Origin of the sequence: Candidatus Cloacimonas sp. (assembly GCA_039680785.1) — a bacterium.
GTDB lineage: Bacteria > Cloacimonadota > Cloacimonadia > Cloacimonadales > Cloacimonadaceae > Cloacimonas.
Map to the genome: position 1 here is coordinate 1 of JBDKSF010000095.1, position 18,443 is coordinate 18,443.

Here is an 18,443-nt window from a genome sequence, read left to right on the forward strand (position 1 = left end):
CTGTACCTCAGCACCCAGTGAACAGAAATATAGAAATTTATGATAGTTGTGCACAAGAATGGACAATAAATTGTTATAAGTGATTCTTGCTCTTATGGGTAGTTGTTAGGTGTTTATTTTAGAAGTATTAATCCTTCATCTTGCGATTTGGAATCAAAAGATTTCCTTCCCCATTTATTTTTTCCAGCTGTTTTCACTCTTCACTAAAACCCATTTTCCCCCTCTGGGAGATCCGCTTCTTTTGATTAATCCTTCCTCTTTAAGTTTAGTAATTGACCTTTTGATGGTAGGAATACTTTTACCTGTAATTTCTGCCATTTCTTTATAACTAATCTTAGGACTATTCTTTATTAAATATAAAATCCAATCTGAAATACTCCTATTAGGGTCAAATTTAAGTTTATTGGGGTCATTTTGGACTTTATTAAGGTCAATTTCAAGTTTATTAGGATCAAATTTAGGTTTATTAGGGTCAATATACCTTCTTTTAGGGTCATAATATCCATAATAATCAGTTTTAAACATACTAATGTGAGAACCTGAAATTATATATTCTACTTCTATATTCTTCACAAGCTGAATGTAGTGAAGGTGGAGCATCCTGACTAAGTCCGTTACTTTTACACATAGTAACAAGATTTTTTACTGCAATTTGGCAATCACTTTCACATTTCAACTTAGGATATACTGTTTCTTCATCAACTATTTCACCATTTAGATAATGAATCCAGGTCTCTATATTTCTGGTCGGAACTATTATAGCTATAGCATCATTATTACTCCGAACTTGAACTCTATATTCTTTGCATATATTATTAAATTGAGTAATTCTTTCTTCTACACCTTTTGTGTCTCCATCTATAATAGCTATTAAAGCATAAATCCGTTGTTTCGTATAATAGATTTTTAGCTCTTCAATGAACTTTTCTCTAACCCATTGTTCACCTGAACCTTTTCCGGCAGGGTTTATTTTAAAAAATAACTGTCTTGGTTCAAAACCCAAACCTTTAAGAAATCTTCTGGCAAAACATTCCTGTTGTTTATCTTCACAACATATAACAAAGCTTACTTCTCTTTTATTCATTTTCCCAACCCCGGGCAATTAATTCTGATAAATTTAAGCCATCTTCAAACTTATTGATTATTTGTTTTACTCTTGCAGGACCAAGTGGCTCTCTAACTATCAGACGGCTTTTTTCCACTCCAAAATAATCAATTAGTTCAGGGTGATGACTGATAATTATAATTTGAGGAATTGTAACTCCACAAACATCACTAAGTTCCATAAGCCAAGGTTGAATTTCCGCAAGTGCTACATAATTTTCCGGTTCATCCATCATCAATGTATTACCCATCTCTTGTAAACATACTAACAAAGTATGTAAGATAAGTAAAACTTTTTGTCCATCGGAAAGCCGATCAAAATCAAAAAATAGGGTCTTATCTTTTTTATTTTCACTCCGAAAACCAACTTGCAAAATACGATGTTTACCTGCTAACTCCAATTTTAAGGAATCAAATCCATATATGGAATTCCGAAGATAGGTTATCAGATCATACATTTTATCCTGATGCTCTTGAGAAAAATAACGATACCAGGAAACAAAATTTTTCCCATCCCTAAACAACTGTGAGGATTCATCTTCAGAAACAGAATGTATGGCTTTGGGTTCCAGATTTAAAATAAATAATTTGTTTATCCAATCCTTGAACCAAGTCAATTTTGTATTATCCTGTCTGGGGACAACCATAGAAAGTCCTGATAACATCCAATCAAAAGAAATAACCGCTCCTTCCTTATAATAATCATTATATAAATGAATATCACCCTTTTCAAAAGAGAAAATTACTCTATTATCATAATGAAGCGTTTCCCGTTCAATTCGTAATTTCCCTAATTCCCTTTGATGAGAAATGACTAAACGATAGGTATAAATTCCTCCATTACCATCAACCTGGAGCTCAAATGTTTGTTCATTGGAATCAAGCCAGGCAGTTAAATCATAAGGAGTAAAGACCTCATAAACCTTTGCATTATTTATTATTAACTTTCTTAAGTTATAAAGGATATCGAATATACTTGTTTTACCCCCGCCATTGGGACCAATCAATAAAGTAAAACTATCAAATTCAACCTCAAAATTTACCAAACAGCGATAATTATTTACCCAGAGTTTAGTTAGCATTTTATACTCCCTTATAAAACAATTAATAAATCCGAGACCTGATATAAAATCTTCGTCTAATACAAACTAATAAAGTTAGGAATTTATGTCAAAGCAATTCTCTGCTCTCAGGATAACTTGCCAATAGAATAACTTTGCTTTTTATGGTTGCAAGATTATATTGTCATTATCTAAATAAGTTTCCGAAGAGAGCAAAATGCCTTTTTACTTGACAGTAAAGCAGACCTTGTTTTTGTGGTAAGTTAAGATGCCGAAGTGGTGAAACTGGTAGACGCAGTGGACTCAAAATCCACCGGGCATTAGCTCATGCCGGTTCGATTCCGGCCTTCGGCACCAATTTTTTTTAAGGAGTTATGTACCTTTTAATTGATATTAGGGTAAGCCCTATTATGTAGAACATTGATTTCAGGCATAATCTAAGCTGATATTTAAGTTTGCGGATTAGATTATATCAATATAAACAATATTCTTCAGGTGATATTTCTTTTAACCTGAAACAAGCTTCATAAAACCTGTGGAGGTATAATGTTTAAACGCCATTTATTGGTGTTCAGCTTAATGCTGATGCTTGTTCTGCCCTTTGCATTGTCTGGAATATCTCAGGCAAGTATGTTATTCTTAACTTTTGAACCTGGAGCTCGTGCCAATGCAATGGGACGTGCCTATTCTGCAATTGCAGATGATGCTTATGCTATGTGGTGGAATCCGGGGGCTACAGCTTTTAATAAAAATACTCAAATTGCTGCTACGCATATTCCTTGGTTACAAGGTTCCGGAATTGAAGATATTTTCTACGAGTATTTAGGTTTTAACAATTACTTTTATGGCATTGGTAATATCAATGCGCATATTATCTGGCTGGATGCAGGAACTCAAACTCAAACCAATGAAAATAATGTTGAATTGGGTGATTTTCATACTTATGAAGTCGCCGGCGCCTTAGGATACAGTTATGAAGTTGTTCCTGAAAAAGTTGGAGTAGGTGGCAATTTTAAGCTGTTATACTCATATTTGGGTCCTGGAACAGGTTTAACCGAATCCGAAGGTTCCGCTTTTAGTTTTGCTTTTGATGCCGGTGCCTTATTCAAAGATGTAATAGTGGATAATTTAAACGCATCCATCGTGCTGCAAAATGTTGGTCCCGACATTACTTATAGTGACGAAGAACAGGCAGACCCGGCTCCGATGACTTTTCGAGCTGGTTTGGGTTATACTATTATAGACAATCCTATGGGGCGTTTGATGGCAACTGCAGAAATGAGTAAAATTTTGGCAAATGACGATCCTCTGTATCAAAGATTAATTTCTGGTTGGGAATATTTTGATGAAACCATTTACGGAGTTGGTGCAGAATATACCTATCTTAATCTGATTGCTTTACGCGGCGGTTATTATTCTGATCATGCAGGTGAAGTAGAAGGAGCCAGTTTTGGAGTGGGTGTCCATTATACATTCAGTAAACGCTACAAACTTGGTTTTGACTTTGCTATGGTTCCTGCGGGCGGTTTAACCGATTATAATAAGATATTCTCGCTGGGGTTTGAGTTCTAAACCAAATCGATGAAAAAAATCTCCTTTGTGCTATTGTTCTTCCTAACGATAGCTTTCTTGCCTGCTCAAAAAACGATGTTGCCGAAAGCAACGGAATTTCGTAAATTACCTAAGCATCCATATCTAAGTAATTTAATTGAGCCAAATTCCCGAGAGGATAATCTTAAAAAGGATAAAGCCAACTATAACAAACTGTTAGTTATCCTGGTAGATTTTGCTTTGGAAGACATTGATGATAGTAATACTACTGGTAACGGCAAATTCCAATTGGCACTGGATTCAACCTATATCTATTCAATAGGTGCTCCTCCACATAATCGACCGTATTTTGAGGCAAATCTGGAGGCAATGAAATATTACTATTTAGCCGTATCTTCCGGTGCGTATAATCTAAATTACGATGTCTATCCTAAAGATATTCCTGCTTATACTTTGCCCAAAACAATGGGCTATTACAATCCTCCGGGGGCAAATTCAGAGCTCTTTGTCAGTCGTATGGAAGAATATTTCAAAACCGCTTTTGAACTGGCAGATAGTATAGATCAAGAGATTGATTTTGCCAGTTACAGCCATTATATGATTATTCACGCTGGCTCGGACTGGCAACATAATGTTTTGGGTGACACACCTTCCGACATACCTTCTTTTTTCATAAAAGTCGGTGATGGCAAAGAAGCAGTTGTTGATAATGGAACTGTTCTCATTTCCCATTCTTGTAATGTCCCCGAAACCATCTCTCAGGATTTTTATACCAGCGAACAGGATGGAAGAACAATTCACAATGGTTATGGCGCTTTAAATTCCGTTTTGGCACATGAATTTGGCCACTCCTTAGGAATGGTGGACTTATATAATGTTTACAATTCCTCTCCAATGGTTGGAGTTTTTGACATTATGGACAGCGGTGGTTCCGGGATTTTAGTAGGTGAATTGGAAAACGGTGATTATGTATATGTGGAAGGTGCATTACCAACATTTCCGGGTGCTTTTTCCCGCAATTTGATGTTTAGGGATATTTACCTAAATCAGGGTTTATTAAAGGAATTTCCCGATTTTCCTGTTCTAACTCAATTACCTGTAAGTGCCATAAGCGCTTCACAGAAAGGAAAAAACCCTATTCCTCAGACCTATAAAATTCCGCTAAATGCTCAGGAATATATTTTGGTTGAGAACCGCAATGTGGATCCTGATGGCGATGGTGGCACAGCTGTTTTTGGAGCTTTGAACGGAAGAGTAATTCTTTATCCTACACCTTTGGCAGATATTTCTCCACCACCCCCTTCTTATGAATACGACTATCTTTTACCTTCTTTTATGAAAGCGGATGGTTCGTCAATAGGGGGAGGAATACTTGTCTGGCACATAAATGAAGATATTTTATACGATGAAGGGCAAAATGATAGCTCTGGTAACTGGGTAAATAATTTTGATAACAATACCGTAAACACCAGTTTTAACCGAAAAGCCGTTTCCATTATTGAAGCGGACGGACTTACAGACCTGGGAAGTGATTATTCTATGTATTGGACAGGGACTCCTTACGAATATTTTCACGCCTATAAACCGATTCTGGATGCAAATGGCTTATTTGTCAACTGGAGCCCTGAATATTGGAAACCAGAACTTAGTGCCACTACAAATCCCCCTTTAGTGGATAGCAACAATCTGCCTGGCTTGTATCATCTAAAACAGATTAGCAATCCTTCCAGCCAAATGAGTTTCCAATTAGAAAGCGGTTTTTTCGATAGCACCCAAATTTTGGATTATCAATCTCCCGTTGTTGTCACCGGTCCCATCATCAATTCCAGTTTTAGCGATACTAACTTACCCGTTCTTAGTATCGGGAAGATAAATTTGCTCAATAATGCAGATGGTGTCTGGCAAGACCTTTTGGGAGCATTTAATGCTCCATTCTCCCATCCTGATTTTCCATTACAAACAACGGACTCCAATCAGGATGGTTTTCAGGAATTAGTTTATGCTAAGGATAAAACAGTTTACTTAGCGGACTGGGCAAACGATGAAATTTCTCTGCAAGGTATTAATTATCCCGATTCCATCGTTACAACACCTCTCTCTCTGAACAATAGTTTATTTATCGCCACCCAAACAGGGATCAATTTGTTTAAGAATTACTTAGACACAGATTTTGTATCTCTGGAAGGGATTAAGCATCTGGCTGGGTATGACGATCAAATAATTGCCTTGGGAGAAAGCTTTGTAAAGATTTTAGCGGCAGATAACTTAACCACAATTAAGGAATTTTCCCTGCCAGAACCTTGCAAGAAAATTGAGCCGATAATCTATGCTAATCCTGATAAGACGGTGGAAATGATTTTTATTATGGCTGATAGTGGTAATTTATATCGCATCTACCAAAACAATGTGGAAAAAATCTTTAACAATCATAGTAGTGAGACACCGGGGCAATTAGCGCTCACTTCTTTAGAGAATATTTCTCCAGTTCTATTTTTCGGAATCGGCACACAACTCTATGCCTTAAAAGCAGATGGTACAAAGCTTAGCCAATTCCCCATCACTTCTCCGGAAGCAATTTCTGCTTGGGAGAGTCCAATGTCATTAACCTTAAATGCGCATCCCATACTTTTTTACCCACTTCAGGGTAGTAGCTATTTAGCTGTAGAGCAGAATGGCAACATTCTGCCGGAAATGTGTTTAGCCAGTAACAAGGGAAATAAATCCGACTACCTTTTTTACGATCAACAACGGCAAACATTATATTGGTATTATACTGATGAAAACGGTAAATTATACATCCACGGAAAAAATAACATCGAAACCGATCCCATCCTTTTCGCCGGTTTTAGAAACGGAATTAGCGGATATGTAACTTTAAATTTTAAGGATGAGACAGTTAGTTCAACCGAAAAAAATGCTTACCTCTATCCCAATCCCGTTAAAGAACAATTTGTTAAAGTAAACCTACAGAATTATTCCGGTGAGACAAAACTTCGCATATACGACATTAGCGGAACCTTAATTCGCAAGTTGCTTATTCCTGCATCCCAAAACAATCCTCGCGATTATGAAATAAGCATTAAAGGATTAAGTTCCGGCGTTTATATTATTGTGCTGGATAATAACGGTAAAATTACACGCCTAAAATTCGCAGTGGAAAAATGATTCATTAAGGAGTTAGCAATGAAAAGAATTGTCTTATGCCTAATCATCCTTACGCTTAGTTATTGTCTTTTCGGGCAAGCAAAAGCAGAAACAGATATTGACCAGTGGTTATATCAAGCCCCAGAAGAGAATCAGGATGCAACACGCGATACAGTTATTACTAACGATTTGATTAAAGTTAATTATAATAAAAAGGACGCCCATCTTGCTATGGCAATGTCTTTACTGGTTCCGGGCGCAGGCCAATTTTATGCCAATAAAACAGCTATAACCACATATATTTTTCCGGTCATTGAGCTTGCGCTTATAGGTGGAATTATTTATTATAACAACCAAGGCAACGATAAAACCGACAAATATGAGTATTATGCCACTGGTGAACTTTATACTTATACAACACCGGATGGAACTGAGATCCAAGGTTATCGTTATGAGCGCGGCAGGCAAAATCAAATTCAAGACATATTGAAAGAAATCAATACCGTGGATATTTATGATGAAAGTTATTTCCGATTGGATAATAATAACTCACAGCATTTTTACGAAGATATCGGTAAATATAACCACTATGTTTTTGGCTGGATGGATTGGTATTATCGTTTTGCAGCCGATGAATCCGGCAATTTTTCTTCGCCGCGTTGGCAATTTGATGGTCCTGACGACAGCCAACAAACACATTGGATCGGAAATTATCCAATTTGGGGTCCGGATACGGAAAACTCTGTCTCAATCAATTCACATGATATGAGCAGAATGCGTCAGACCTATATAAAAATGCGCAATGACGCTAAAGATGATTATGGCTATGCCAATCTTTTTACTATGGGATTAGCTTTTAATCACTTAGCTGCTGGCTTAGATGCCATTCGCGTAACTACCAAATTTAACCGTTACTACATTTCTCAGGCAACACCTGTTCCCTATTTTTATGCAGCAATGCCTACCGGAAATGTAACACCTATGCTGGGTTTGAAGTGGACATTTTAAAATATAAATATTGGCTAATATTAGCGTTACTGGTAAGTTGTTTTTTACCGCTTATGGCATTGCCTAAAATAGTTTATCCCCTTTCTTCTTTCCTTTTACCGGGAAGCGGAGAATTGCTTTTAGGCAATAATATACGAGGAACGGCTTTAGTGGGTATAGATGTAGTAAATCTTTATGCTTTTTACGCCACTAATCGCGAAATAGACCTGCAAAAAAAGAACTTTATGAAGTTTGCGGAACTTTATGCCGGAGTACCTTACGGGATGCCCTCCAATCATTATCAGGCAGTTCAAAATTATCCCAGTAGTTCTTATTATAATGACATCCAAGAAATGATGGCGCGCAACTATTATTTGATTTACGATTATGATCCTCAGTCATATACTGATTACATTTCTGCCAATACTTTTCAGGGTAATGAAGAATGGAACTGGCAAAGCACAGAAAAGTGGAATGAATACAAATCCATCCGGAGACGGCACCAAAAAGCTAAAATGAATAATCAGCTCTGTTTGGGTTTTTTACTGTTTAATCGTTGCTTCAGTGTCATTGAGACCTCCATACTTTCCAGTAAGGATGTGGGTAATTTATATTTAGCGCCCTCCTCATCGGAAGGAGCTATGTTGCATTATCAAATTGAATTTTAGGAGAATCAGCTTGAAACGCATTCTTATCCTGATGTTTATCCTACTGTTTTCCACTCTTTTAGTTGCTCAGAATAGAGGACTTACGGTACTTAAATCACTGGCAGTCCCCGGTTGGTCACAAGCAAGTTCAGGCAGGGATCGGGGCTATCTTATGCTAACGGCTGAGGCAGTAATTATTGGCTCTCTTTATTATTTCAATAGCGAAAGCGATCTCTTGAAACAGAATTATTATGAATATGCAGTTAAATATGCCCATTTAGCTCCGGGCAGTTATCCTGACCTATTTTTTAAACAAGTGGGAATGTATGATAGCAATGGTTTTGATGCCGGCGGATATAATAATTGGGTGCGTCAAACCGCAAGGGAATTATATCCTAATGATCCTGTTTTACAGCAACAATTCATCGATGAGAATTGTTATCAAGAGGACCATTATTGGACTTGGGACAGTATGGATAATCGCCGAGAATATAATAAAATCCGCAATCGCAGCAACGATTTTAGAGATTATGCAATGGTTACCGGAGGCGTTTTAATCCTCAATCATTTGATCAGTGCCATTGATGCTATGCGGTGGACGGCCCCAGTTCCCAAAACGGATCTTTCTTTTTCGGTCTTAAATAAAACCCCTATCGTGCAAGTAAACTACCATTGGTAAAAAAGATAATTTGCTGTCTTCGTTCCGTTTAGAATAATACTATCAGTCCTCAAGATAGGGTATCTTGCTTTTATAGGTAACAAAGCCAAAATTACTTTTTAGTCAGACCTTATAAATGTTCCTGATAAGTAGAAAAGCTCTACTTCGTCATTTAACCAACTGTAATGCACTTGACCTATGTAAATAGTATGATCTCCGCTTCGAACTTCCGAAACAACTTCGCATTCAAAACAGGTAACGGCATCTTTCAAAACCGGTAGCTTATGTAATTTCCCCGCTATAAAATCCACTTTACCAACGGTAAATTTATCCATATCTCTGCCTGAATTGGAACCGCAAAGAGTTAATAACGGTTTCATTTCTGCCGTGGGAAACACTAAATTGAAAAAACGATTTGCTTCCAAACATTCGTGTGAATAGCGGCTTTCCCCAATGGATATAGCAAACATTGGGGGCTGGATGGAGGTTCTCATAAACCATTCAATTGTAATTAAGTTAAAACCTCCCTCTGGCTTTTGGGTTACTACCAGAGCAACTTTCGCCGGTAAATGAATTTTCCCATAGCTTAAAGGTAGCTGAGAAAGCTGAATCATTTCATCTCCTGTTATTAATATTCTCTTTATATTATAAGGCAAAATCGTAAAAAAACAAGAGTGTTCTTTTACTTAACAACGGATTGGATGATAGCTATCTGCCTCTGTTTTTTCCCTTTCTCTGAAGTAAAAATGAATAATGCTGCACAAAAATACCCGTTCTCTTGGCAATTTACCGCCCTCATTTACCGACTAAATAATCCTTCCTAATGATAACAACGCTCCTACTCGTCTGCCCTATACTTCTGAAAACCATCCCGAATGCTTCCCGAATCGCCATACGGGATGCATTCGGGAAGCAAACTTAAAGCATTCGGGATGCAAGAAAGGAGTGAAAGAGAAAATAATAGGCAACACCAAAAAATTTTCAGGAAGAGGACACCTCCTCAAACGCACAAGGGATAAAGGTCTTTGCCAATTTTAGTAGTAAAAATGCAAAAATTATTTTTATATAAATCGCAATATATTGCAGCACAATCAACTACGCCTCTCACTATGATATTCTGGTTTACGAAACTACTAATCTAATCTTATATCGGATAAAAAGATAAACCTTAAACCTTAAAGTGATGTGCTGGAAAAAATAGTTTAATAACTTAAAAAAAATTGCATTTTGCACTTGACAAGAAAAACCATATCTCATAAAAGAACCATAGAAACTCACAATATCTCAAAAAAACTCAAGGCGGTTCATAGAAATGACACGAAAAAGCACGGACAGTAGAAGAAAAGAAGGTTTTGTTCCGAAACTTGAAAATAAGGGCTTCAGCTATGTCCGGTGAATTTTTAGGTATCTTTGAAAACTCTGTTCATAAGCAACGGGTAATAATTCCTGCCGCTTTCAAGAAGAAATTTTCGGAAGAAGCGGGCAAAAAAGTGATAGTTACTCTTGGTCCCAATGAAACAGTTGCCATTTATCCTCTTGATAACTGGAAAGATACTTTGGAACGGCTGAAAAACGGTGACGAGCGTTGTGCCAAACTTCGCACCCAATTAATTGATTTTGCTATGACGGAGCAAGAGCTGGAAGGTCCCGGAAGAGTAAGAATTCTGGAACGCTTATTAAACGAAACGAACATTACGGATAGCGTTATCATCAAAGGTGAAGGGCACTATATTTCGTTGTGGAATCCTAAGGTCTATAATGAAGTACGGGCAGGTAAGCTAAACAAACATCGCCAAGAGTTTACTTCTGAGGACTATCAAAAATGAGTTTTCACACTCCGGTAATGGTGAATCAATGTTTATCCTTGCTAAATTTGCAAGCAGGCAAACTTTATGTAGATGCCACAACCGGAGGTGGAGGCCATAGTTTAGCGATGCTAAAACAGGAGCCCTCCCTGAAACTATATTGTTTTGATCAAGATAGTGAAGCAATCGCAGAAGCAGGAAAAACACTTACAGAATATAATAATGCAATTTTAATAAAAGCCAATTTCAAACAACTGCGCACCGAGCTCGCCTATTTGAAAGTAAAAGGCATTGATGGAATTCTCTTTGATTTGGGAGTTTCATCGCATCAAATAGATACTGACAAACGCGGATTCAGTTTTGATAAAGATGCGCTTCTGGATATGAGAATGGACAGGGACTTACAATATAGTGCGTATAATGCGGTTAACGAATTGGACACAAAGACATTAACCCAAATTTTCAGAGATTTGGGTGAAGAACAAAATGCCTATCGTATTGCCAAAGCAGTGGAAAAAAGTTCGAAGCCAATTCAGACCACAGGCGAACTTGCCAAAATTATAGAAAGCGTTGCCGGAAAAGGTACAAAGGAATCACTAAAGACAAAAGTGCGTATTTTTCAGGCATTGCGAATATATGTGAACAAGGAACTGGAAGCACTTTCTTCAGCTTTGCAGGATGCAATATATTTATTAAATCCCGCAGGTAGAATAGTGGTTATCAGTTACCATTCTTTAGAAGATAGAATAGTGAAACGCATTTTTAAATTGGCGGAACAGGATTGTATTTGTCCTCCTGCTTCCATAAGCTGTAATTGTAACCATCATAAACAGTTAAATATTTTAACCAAAAAGCCCTTAACGGCTACGGAAGAAGAAATATTGGCAAATCCCCGTTCCCGCAGTGCCAAATTACGCGCTGCTGAGAAAGTTAAAGAGGAAGATAAGAATTCATTAAACGGTCGGAAACAAAACCGACGGAAAACGCGGGAGGAATGATGCGAGGCAAACTTTTGATACTTATAATCCTTTTAGGACTGGTGTTTTTTCTCAGTTTTTATAACAAAAACAGAATCGTGCAATATACCAGAAAAGTGGCGGAACTGGAAAAGACCTATTATGCTGAAAAAAATATCAACACTGAATTGCTGGTGGAGCTGGATGATTTACGCAGCGGAAAACATATTGCTTCTTTAGTGAGTGTGGAATTGAGCAATTTTATTCCAGACCAGCAAGCGGGAAAAATTATTTATGTGCACGAGCCATCTCCCAAACAAGAAAAGAAGACCTATTGCATAATAGACCTACTTACCCAAAAAGCGGAAGCTAAAAATATCCAGATTCTGCTGGACTAAAAATGAAAACTCGTTTTTATTTTCTGGTGGTTATCTTTGCTCTTGCCGCAGTGGTCTGGACTGCTTATCTATTTTGTATTCAGATTTTAGATCCTTTTCATCTGGCACAAGCAAGAAAACTTAGATATACACCTCAAAAAGAAATTTTAATTCCTCGCAGAGGTTCCATTTTGGATACAAAAGGTAATCTGCTGGTTAGTTCCGTCAGTTTTTATCAGATAGACATAGACAGGGCTTCCATTATTTCTTGGGCAAAAGATAAAAAAGTTCCGCAGGACAAAGCATTTGAAATTTGTGCCGAAATCATCGCCAAGGAAACATCCCTCCCTAAAGAAGATATCTTAAAACGCTTAAATATGGGCAATAAAACCAGTTCCGTTCAAATTTCCAATAAAATAAGCGAAGTGGAGCTGGATAAATTGATTAAAGATTTCCGGGCAAAAGATATGACTGGACTAATATACAGCTTTGCTTCAATGAAAAGGATTTATTCTAAAGATATTTTAGCTGCCAGGGTTTTGGGATCGGTGCGCGAAATATCCAATGGTTATGATTCCGCCACTAACAATAAATCATTATATAAACTTGCCGGTGTCTGCGGTATAGAATCAACCTACGATAAATATCTGGCAGGAAATTATGGATGGAAGGAAGTTGTTTGGGACGCAAATCATCATCCGGTTCCCTACCCCAAATTGCATTCTAAAAATCCGCAAGATGGCTATAATATTTGGCTTACCATAGATGCCAAAATTCAAGAAATAACGGAAAATGCTCTTTTCGAAGGAATGGAACTTTACGGAGCCAAAAATGCCGGTGCTATAGTTATGGAACCTAATACAGGCAAAATTTTGGCAATGGCGGGTGTCTCCAGAGATGATAGAATGGAAGATCCGAATTTGGTAAGAGTGAAATCCAATATACCCGTAAGTTTTATGTTTGAGCCGGGCTCTACGATGAAGCCATTAACTATGCTTCCCGCCATTGAATACAAATTGGTGAAGCCCACGGAGACCTTTCAATGCGGTAGATATCAAATTGGCAAAAGAGTGATCTCGGACACACATCAATATGGTGAATTAACTCCTCGCGACATTATTACCAAATCCAGCAATGTAGGAATAGCTAAAATAGCGGAGAGAATTGGTCCTGCACGATTATACGAAAAATTCATCTCCCTGGGTTTTGGCCAAAAGACGGCTCTTAATATGACGGGTGAATCCAGCGGTATGTTTGCCAAACTGCAAAACTGGGATGGATATACTTTACATTCCGTATCTTTCGGACAAGGAATTTCAACAACTGCTTTACAGCTTGCCAATGCATATTGTGCCATTGCCAATGGTGGAAAACTGATGAAACCATTAATCATTGATTCCATCAGAGACGATGAGGGAAAAATCATTGAACAATTTGAGCCCTCAGTTTTACGAAATGTTTCTACCCATGCCGCCACGGACACTATTAAATCATATCTTCAAGGTGTGGTTGATAATGGCACAGCCAAACATATTCAAATGGACTATATTCAAGTAGGCGGAAAAACTGGAACGGCTCAAAAAAATGTGGAAGGAACTCATGGCTACAGCGAAGGGAAATTCAGTTCTGTTTTCGTTGGTATGTTTCCCATAGAAAAGCCCCAGATGGTAATCGTGGTTTTTTATGATGAACCGGCTCCGGGATATCATTTTGGCAGCACAAGCAGCGCTCCCACTTTTAAAAAAATAGTGGAAAACATTCTCTTTATGCCCGAATGCCAGATTCTGCCTTATAATGATAGATTGATGCAGACCTCGCTCACAATGCCCAAATTGGTCGGAATGCATCTTTTCCAAGCAGAAAAAACTTTGAATTATTACGGATTTAAATATACGGTGGAGGGACCCGATTCTGCTTCGATTGTCATTGATCAATATCCTAAAGATGGAGTAACTGTAGATCCTCACTATCCGATAACTTTGAAGCTGGGACGCAATAATGATAAAAAAGCACCCGTTTATGAAGCTGGAACAATGCCCAATTTAATCGGCTTAAGTTTACGCGAAGCATTAAAACAAGCTTCCGCACAAGGACTGGCAGTAAATATTCTGGGCTCTGGAATTGTGCGTTCCCAATCCATTTTACCCGGTAGTAGAATCCTAAAAGGAAGCAAATGCTATCTGGAGGCAACTCTGTGATCGATAAGATTGTGAAAACTTTGAAAAAACACTCGTTGCTAATAGAAATGGGAGGCCTGGAACATTTGCCGAATTGGCAGGGAAAAATGCGGACAGATAACAGAAAAATTAGCGCTGGTGATATTTTTGTCTGCATTAAAGGTGAATTTTTTGACGGACATTCATATATAAAATCCGCTCTCGAAAAAGGAGCCGCTTTAATTGTGGGAGAGGAATTTAATAATCCTGATTTCCCTTTCCTAAAAGTTAAAGATAGTCGAAAAGCAGCTGCTCTGATTGCTCGCCTTATCTTTCTGCCGGAAAAAATACCTTTTACTTTAATCGGGATAACCGGAACCAACGGTAAAACCACTACTTCTTTAATGATTTACGAAGCGCTAAAAAATCTGGGTTTTCGTTGCGGATGGATAGGAACATTGGGTTATTATATAAATGATAATAAATTTCCTTCCGAGCGCACAACTCCCGATATAATAGAACTGAATGAAATATTTGCTGAAATAGTAAAGGCAGAAATCAAATATGTAGTTATGGAGGTCTCTTCTCATTCCTTGGCGCTTAACAGAGTTTATGGCGTTAAATTTGATTATTGTCTGTTCAGCAATTTAGGGCGTGACCATCTTGATTTTCATCAGACCCTGGCAAATTACGGAAAGGCAAAAATGAGCTTTTTTAAACAAGGCGTAAAAGATGGAAGCATTTCTATAATCAATACTGCCGATCCTTTTGGAGATAAGATAGAAAAAATGCTGATTGCCAAACAGGCAAAAGTGCATTCTATCGGAGGCAATGATGCTGAATTCTCTTTTGCAGATATAAAAACCGACATTCATAATAGCAGCTTTAAATTGATTTCGGCAGATGCGGAAATTTTTATTTCAAGCCGCCTGATTGGGAGTTTCAATATTCAGAATCTTGGCTTATCTGCCCTTACTTTATATGCTATGGGCTTTAGTCCTGAACAAATTCATCAATCCATAAAAAATATTCCACCCGTCTCAGGTAGAATTGAGAAAGTGGAAAATGACTTTGGAATAGGTATATTTATAGATTATGCTCATACTCCTGAGGCAATTGAAAATGTGCTGAAAGCAGTGAAGGACTTACCTCATAAAAGAATCCTTTGCTTATTGGGTGCCGGTGGAGACAGAGATAAAGGCAAAAGACCCTTAATGTTGAAAGCTGCGTTACAATATTGTAATGCCGTAATTATAAGTGATGACAACCCTCGCAGCGAAAATCCGGATACGATTATTAAAGATATTGTTGCAGACAGCGATCTCTATGCTCCTTGGTGGGTTATTAGAGAGAGAAAACAAGCGATTGAATCCCTTATCTGCATTGCAGGTAAAGATGATATAGTATTATTTTGCGGCAAAGGAAGTGAAGATTACCAAGAAATTGAAGGCACCAAACATCATTTTAATGATCGAGAAACCATTTTGGCGGCTCTTGCCTCAAAATCATCCTATTCCAAAGCTGAAGATGAATTTATTTTGCCTGTTGATCAAACATTACTAAAACTGTTATTTTTACCAGAAAACAATCCTGAGCCGAAGGGTTATAGAAAACCAGTTAGCTATAAATATATTTCTACCGATTCGCGGAATATTAAGCCAGGAAGTATATTCATAGCTATCAAAGGTGAAAAATACGATGGCCATAATTACTTGCCAGAAGTGCTTGCCCATAAAGAAAATTGCGCCATCGGTGAAAAACCCTTACCAACAGATATTTCGGCTGAGGAATTTCAGTATTTCCAAGTTCAAAGTAGTATGCAAGCAATGGGTAATATATGCCGCAAATATTTACAACTCTTCCCCGCTAAAAGAATTGCCTTAACTGGAAGCACAGGTAAAACCACTACCAAAGAATTCATTGCTCAAGTTTTGGAAAGTTCCGCTTCCGTATTAAAAACTCGTGCCAATGAAAACAATATGATCGGCTTATGTAAAACCATCTTAAGAATTTTACCAGAACATCAATATGCCGTCTTTGAATTGGGAACAAACCACTTTGGAGAAATATCCGCTTTGGCTGAGGTTGTCAATCCTGAAATTGGTATTATTATCAATATCGGACCCGCACATTTAGAAAGTTTTTATAATGAAGAAGGCGTATTTCAAGAAAAAATAAACCTGTTTAAACGACCTTTGGCTTTGCGTTTGTTTCCGGGTGATAATCCGCGCTTCAAACCCTTTGCCAGGAAAGGAATAGGCGTTGGCTATAAAGAAACTTGCAATTACAGGATAACTCAACAGCAGGTAACAGAAAACAGGCAAACATTTTATTTGAATGAGGACTTGTGGATTTTACCTTATTCAGCCCCTTATTATGCGATCAATGCAGCTTTTGCGATTGTTTTGGGTTTAAAACTTGGGATAGATAAGAAAAAGATACAATCTGCCCTAAAAAAACCTATCCAATTGGATTTGAGAACGCAGATCATTAAAAGAGGAACAGGACTGCTAATCATTGACTGCTATAATGCAAATCCCGTTTCTATGATAAATGCCCTAAAATATTGGCAATCTCTATATCCTGAGAAACCGCATTACGCTATTTTGGCAGATATGCTGGAACTTGGTTCCAGCACTTCATATTACCACGATTTGATTGGTTCCATACTTGCCAAAATGCGTTTTGAAAAGTTATATACGGTGGGTTCTCACTCCGTCTTTTATCATTCTGCCAAAGAAGGTAAAATTACTCACTTTTATTCTGTAAAAAGAATGCTAAGTTCCTTATATCGTTGGCCAATACCCCAAGACGCGGTAATTCTTTTGAAGGGCTCTCATTATTGGCAACTGGAACTTTTAATCCCCAAACTAAAAGGAGAGAACTGATGTTTTATCATCTGCTTTACCCCCTGGCTAAATACAGCATTGTGTTCAATGTATTTAGATATGTAACTTTCCGTTCTATTGGCGCTTTTATTACATCGCTGATTATTTCGCTTTTAGTGGGACCTGTTTTTATAAAATTACTGAAAAAAAAGTCAGCCGTGGAAACCATAGATGAAGATTTACCGGAAAGACATCGTTTGAAACAAGGAACTCCTACAATGGGAGGAATCATTATTCTGGTTTCGCTGCTGATTTCTTCGCTTTTATGGAATATTTTAACCAATCCTTCTATCTTAATGATGTATTTAGCTACCGTCTGGTTAGGAATTTTGGGCTTTTTGGATGATTATTTAAAGAATTTCGTGAAAGCTAAAAAAGGGCTACTGCCTCGTTATAAGCTTTTAGGACAAATTTCCGTAGGTCTGATTATTACTTTTGCCATTTATTACAGTAGCTCCTTTTCCAATAATATCACTACTCTGCAAATTCCCTTTTTCAAAGATCTGATTATTCCTTTGGGTTGGGTTTTTATCCCTTTTGCCATATTATTCATCACTGGCATTTCTAATGCCGTAAATTTAACGGATGGTTTAGACGGACTTGCTGCCGGAACTTTAACTTTTACTTTTCTGGGCTTGGGAGTGATGAGTTATTTGAAAGGAAACTTTGTAGCGGCGAATTATTTAAATCTGGAATTTATACCCAGCGCAGGAGAATTGACTGTTTTCATCAGTGCCGTGATGGGAACTTTGATGGGTTTTTTATGGTTTAATAGTTATCCAGCACAGGTTTTTATGGGAGATACCGGTTCCTTAACCTTAGGAGGAATTGCAGCGGTCATTTCTCTTTTATTAAAGGAAGAAATCTTCTTCATTATCCTTGGTTTTATCTTTGTGTTTGAAGCATTTAGCGTTATTATTCAGCGTTCTTGGTTCAAATATACCAAACATAAATTTGGACAAGGTCGCAGAGTTTTTTTATGTGCCCCTGTTCATCATCACTTTGAACTTAAAGGCATTCACGAATCTAAAATAGTGATGCGTTTTTACATCATAGCTGCCTTGCTTGTAGCTGTGGCATTATCTACAATCAAACTTCGCTAAAGAGAT

The 18,443-nt window shown here is 37.6% G+C and carries 15 protein-coding genes and 1 tRNA gene; 12 read left to right on the plus strand and 4 right to left on the minus strand.

The genetic code is table 11. From position 1 onward, the window contains the following. Positions 1-174 precede the first annotated feature (174 nt). Genes ABFC98_06640 through ABFC98_06650 form a run of 3 tightly spaced genes read right to left on the minus strand, consistent with a single transcriptional unit; the run spans position 175 to position 2,186 of the window. The gene (locus ABFC98_06640) at positions 175-525 is read right to left on the minus strand and encodes a replication/maintenance protein RepL (GenBank protein ID MEN6445710.1); all 351 of its coding nucleotides are present in this window, start codon (positions 523-525) and stop codon (positions 175-177) included. Position 526: 1 nt separating this feature from the next. Further along, a complete protein-coding gene (locus ABFC98_06645) occupies positions 527-1,084 on the minus strand; it encodes a hypothetical protein (GenBank protein ID MEN6445711.1) in 558 nt (185 codons plus the stop codon). After that, positions 1,077-2,186, minus strand: coding sequence for an AAA family ATPase (locus ABFC98_06650; protein MEN6445712.1), 1,110 nt, complete (start codon positions 2,184-2,186; stop codon positions 1,077-1,079). Before ABFC98_06650 ends, ABFC98_06645 begins: the two co-directional genes overlap by 8 nt. Before the next feature lie 249 nt (positions 2,187-2,435). Between ABFC98_06650 and ABFC98_06655 the strand changes: the two genes are divergently transcribed. From ABFC98_06655 to ABFC98_06680, 6 genes are all read left to right on the plus strand, one after another. Next, positions 2,436-2,522, plus strand: a tRNA-Leu gene (locus ABFC98_06655). A 189-nt stretch (positions 2,523-2,711) separates the two neighbouring features. Further along, on the plus strand, positions 2,712-3,737 hold the full coding sequence (locus ABFC98_06660) for a PorV/PorQ family protein (protein ID MEN6445713.1): 1,026 nt from the start codon (positions 2,712-2,714) through the stop codon (positions 3,735-3,737). 75 nt (positions 3,738-3,812) lie between these two features. Beyond that, positions 3,813-6,881: a T9SS type A sorting domain-containing protein gene (locus tag ABFC98_06665; protein MEN6445714.1), complete on the plus strand. Its 3,069-nt coding sequence runs from the start codon at positions 3,813-3,815 to the stop codon at positions 6,879-6,881. Between the two features lie 18 nt (positions 6,882-6,899). Beyond that, positions 6,900-7,868: a hypothetical protein gene (locus ABFC98_06670; GenBank protein ID MEN6445715.1), complete on the plus strand. Its 969-nt coding sequence runs from the start codon at positions 6,900-6,902 to the stop codon at positions 7,866-7,868. Then, positions 7,856-8,515 (plus strand): hypothetical protein, encoded by a 660-nt coding sequence (locus ABFC98_06675; GenBank protein MEN6445716.1) that lies wholly within the window; start codon positions 7,856-7,858, stop codon positions 8,513-8,515. The genes ABFC98_06670 and ABFC98_06675 overlap by 13 nt, the downstream gene beginning before the upstream one ends. A 10-nt stretch (positions 8,516-8,525) precedes the next feature. Further along, positions 8,526-9,173, plus strand: coding sequence for a hypothetical protein (locus ABFC98_06680; GenBank protein ID MEN6445717.1), 648 nt, complete (start codon positions 8,526-8,528; stop codon positions 9,171-9,173). 98 nt (positions 9,174-9,271) lie between these two features. Here ABFC98_06680 and ABFC98_06685 read toward each other — a convergent pair whose 3' ends face one another. After that, positions 9,272-9,766: a flavin reductase family protein gene (locus tag ABFC98_06685; protein ID MEN6445718.1), complete on the minus strand. Its 495-nt coding sequence runs from the start codon at positions 9,764-9,766 to the stop codon at positions 9,272-9,274. A 771-nt stretch (positions 9,767-10,537) separates the two neighbouring features. Between ABFC98_06685 and ABFC98_06690 the strand changes: the two genes are divergently transcribed. From ABFC98_06690 to mraY, 6 genes are all read left to right on the plus strand, one after another. Beyond that, on the plus strand, positions 10,538-10,978 hold the full coding sequence (locus ABFC98_06690) for a protein MraZ (GenBank protein ID MEN6445719.1): 441 nt from the start codon (positions 10,538-10,540) through the stop codon (positions 10,976-10,978). Further along, positions 10,975-11,955: a 16S rRNA (cytosine(1402)-N(4))-methyltransferase RsmH gene (gene rsmH / locus ABFC98_06695; GenBank protein MEN6445720.1), complete on the plus strand. Its 981-nt coding sequence runs from the start codon at positions 10,975-10,977 to the stop codon at positions 11,953-11,955. Before ABFC98_06690 ends, rsmH begins: the two co-directional genes overlap by 4 nt. Then, positions 11,955-12,311, plus strand: a complete 357-nt coding sequence (locus ABFC98_06700) for a hypothetical protein (protein ID MEN6445721.1) — start codon at positions 11,955-11,957, stop codon at positions 12,309-12,311. The genes rsmH and ABFC98_06700 overlap by 1 nt, the downstream gene beginning before the upstream one ends. A gap of 2 nt (positions 12,312-12,313) precedes the next feature. Next, positions 12,314-14,488, plus strand: a complete 2,175-nt coding sequence (locus ABFC98_06705) for a penicillin-binding transpeptidase domain-containing protein (GenBank protein ID MEN6445722.1) — start codon at positions 12,314-12,316, stop codon at positions 14,486-14,488. 86 nt (positions 14,489-14,574) lie between these two features. Then, positions 14,575-17,334 (plus strand): UDP-N-acetylmuramoyl-L-alanyl-D-glutamate--2,6-diaminopimelate ligase, encoded by a 2,760-nt coding sequence (locus ABFC98_06710; GenBank protein MEN6445723.1) that lies wholly within the window; start codon positions 14,575-14,577, stop codon positions 17,332-17,334. Continuing rightward, positions 17,334-18,437 carry a phospho-N-acetylmuramoyl-pentapeptide-transferase gene (mraY, locus tag ABFC98_06715; protein ID MEN6445724.1) on the plus strand — a complete coding sequence of 368 codons (1,104 nt, stop codon included), beginning with the start codon at positions 17,334-17,336 and terminating at the stop codon, positions 18,435-18,437. The genes ABFC98_06710 and mraY overlap by 1 nt, the downstream gene beginning before the upstream one ends. The last annotated feature ends 6 nt before the right edge of the window (positions 18,438-18,443 follow it).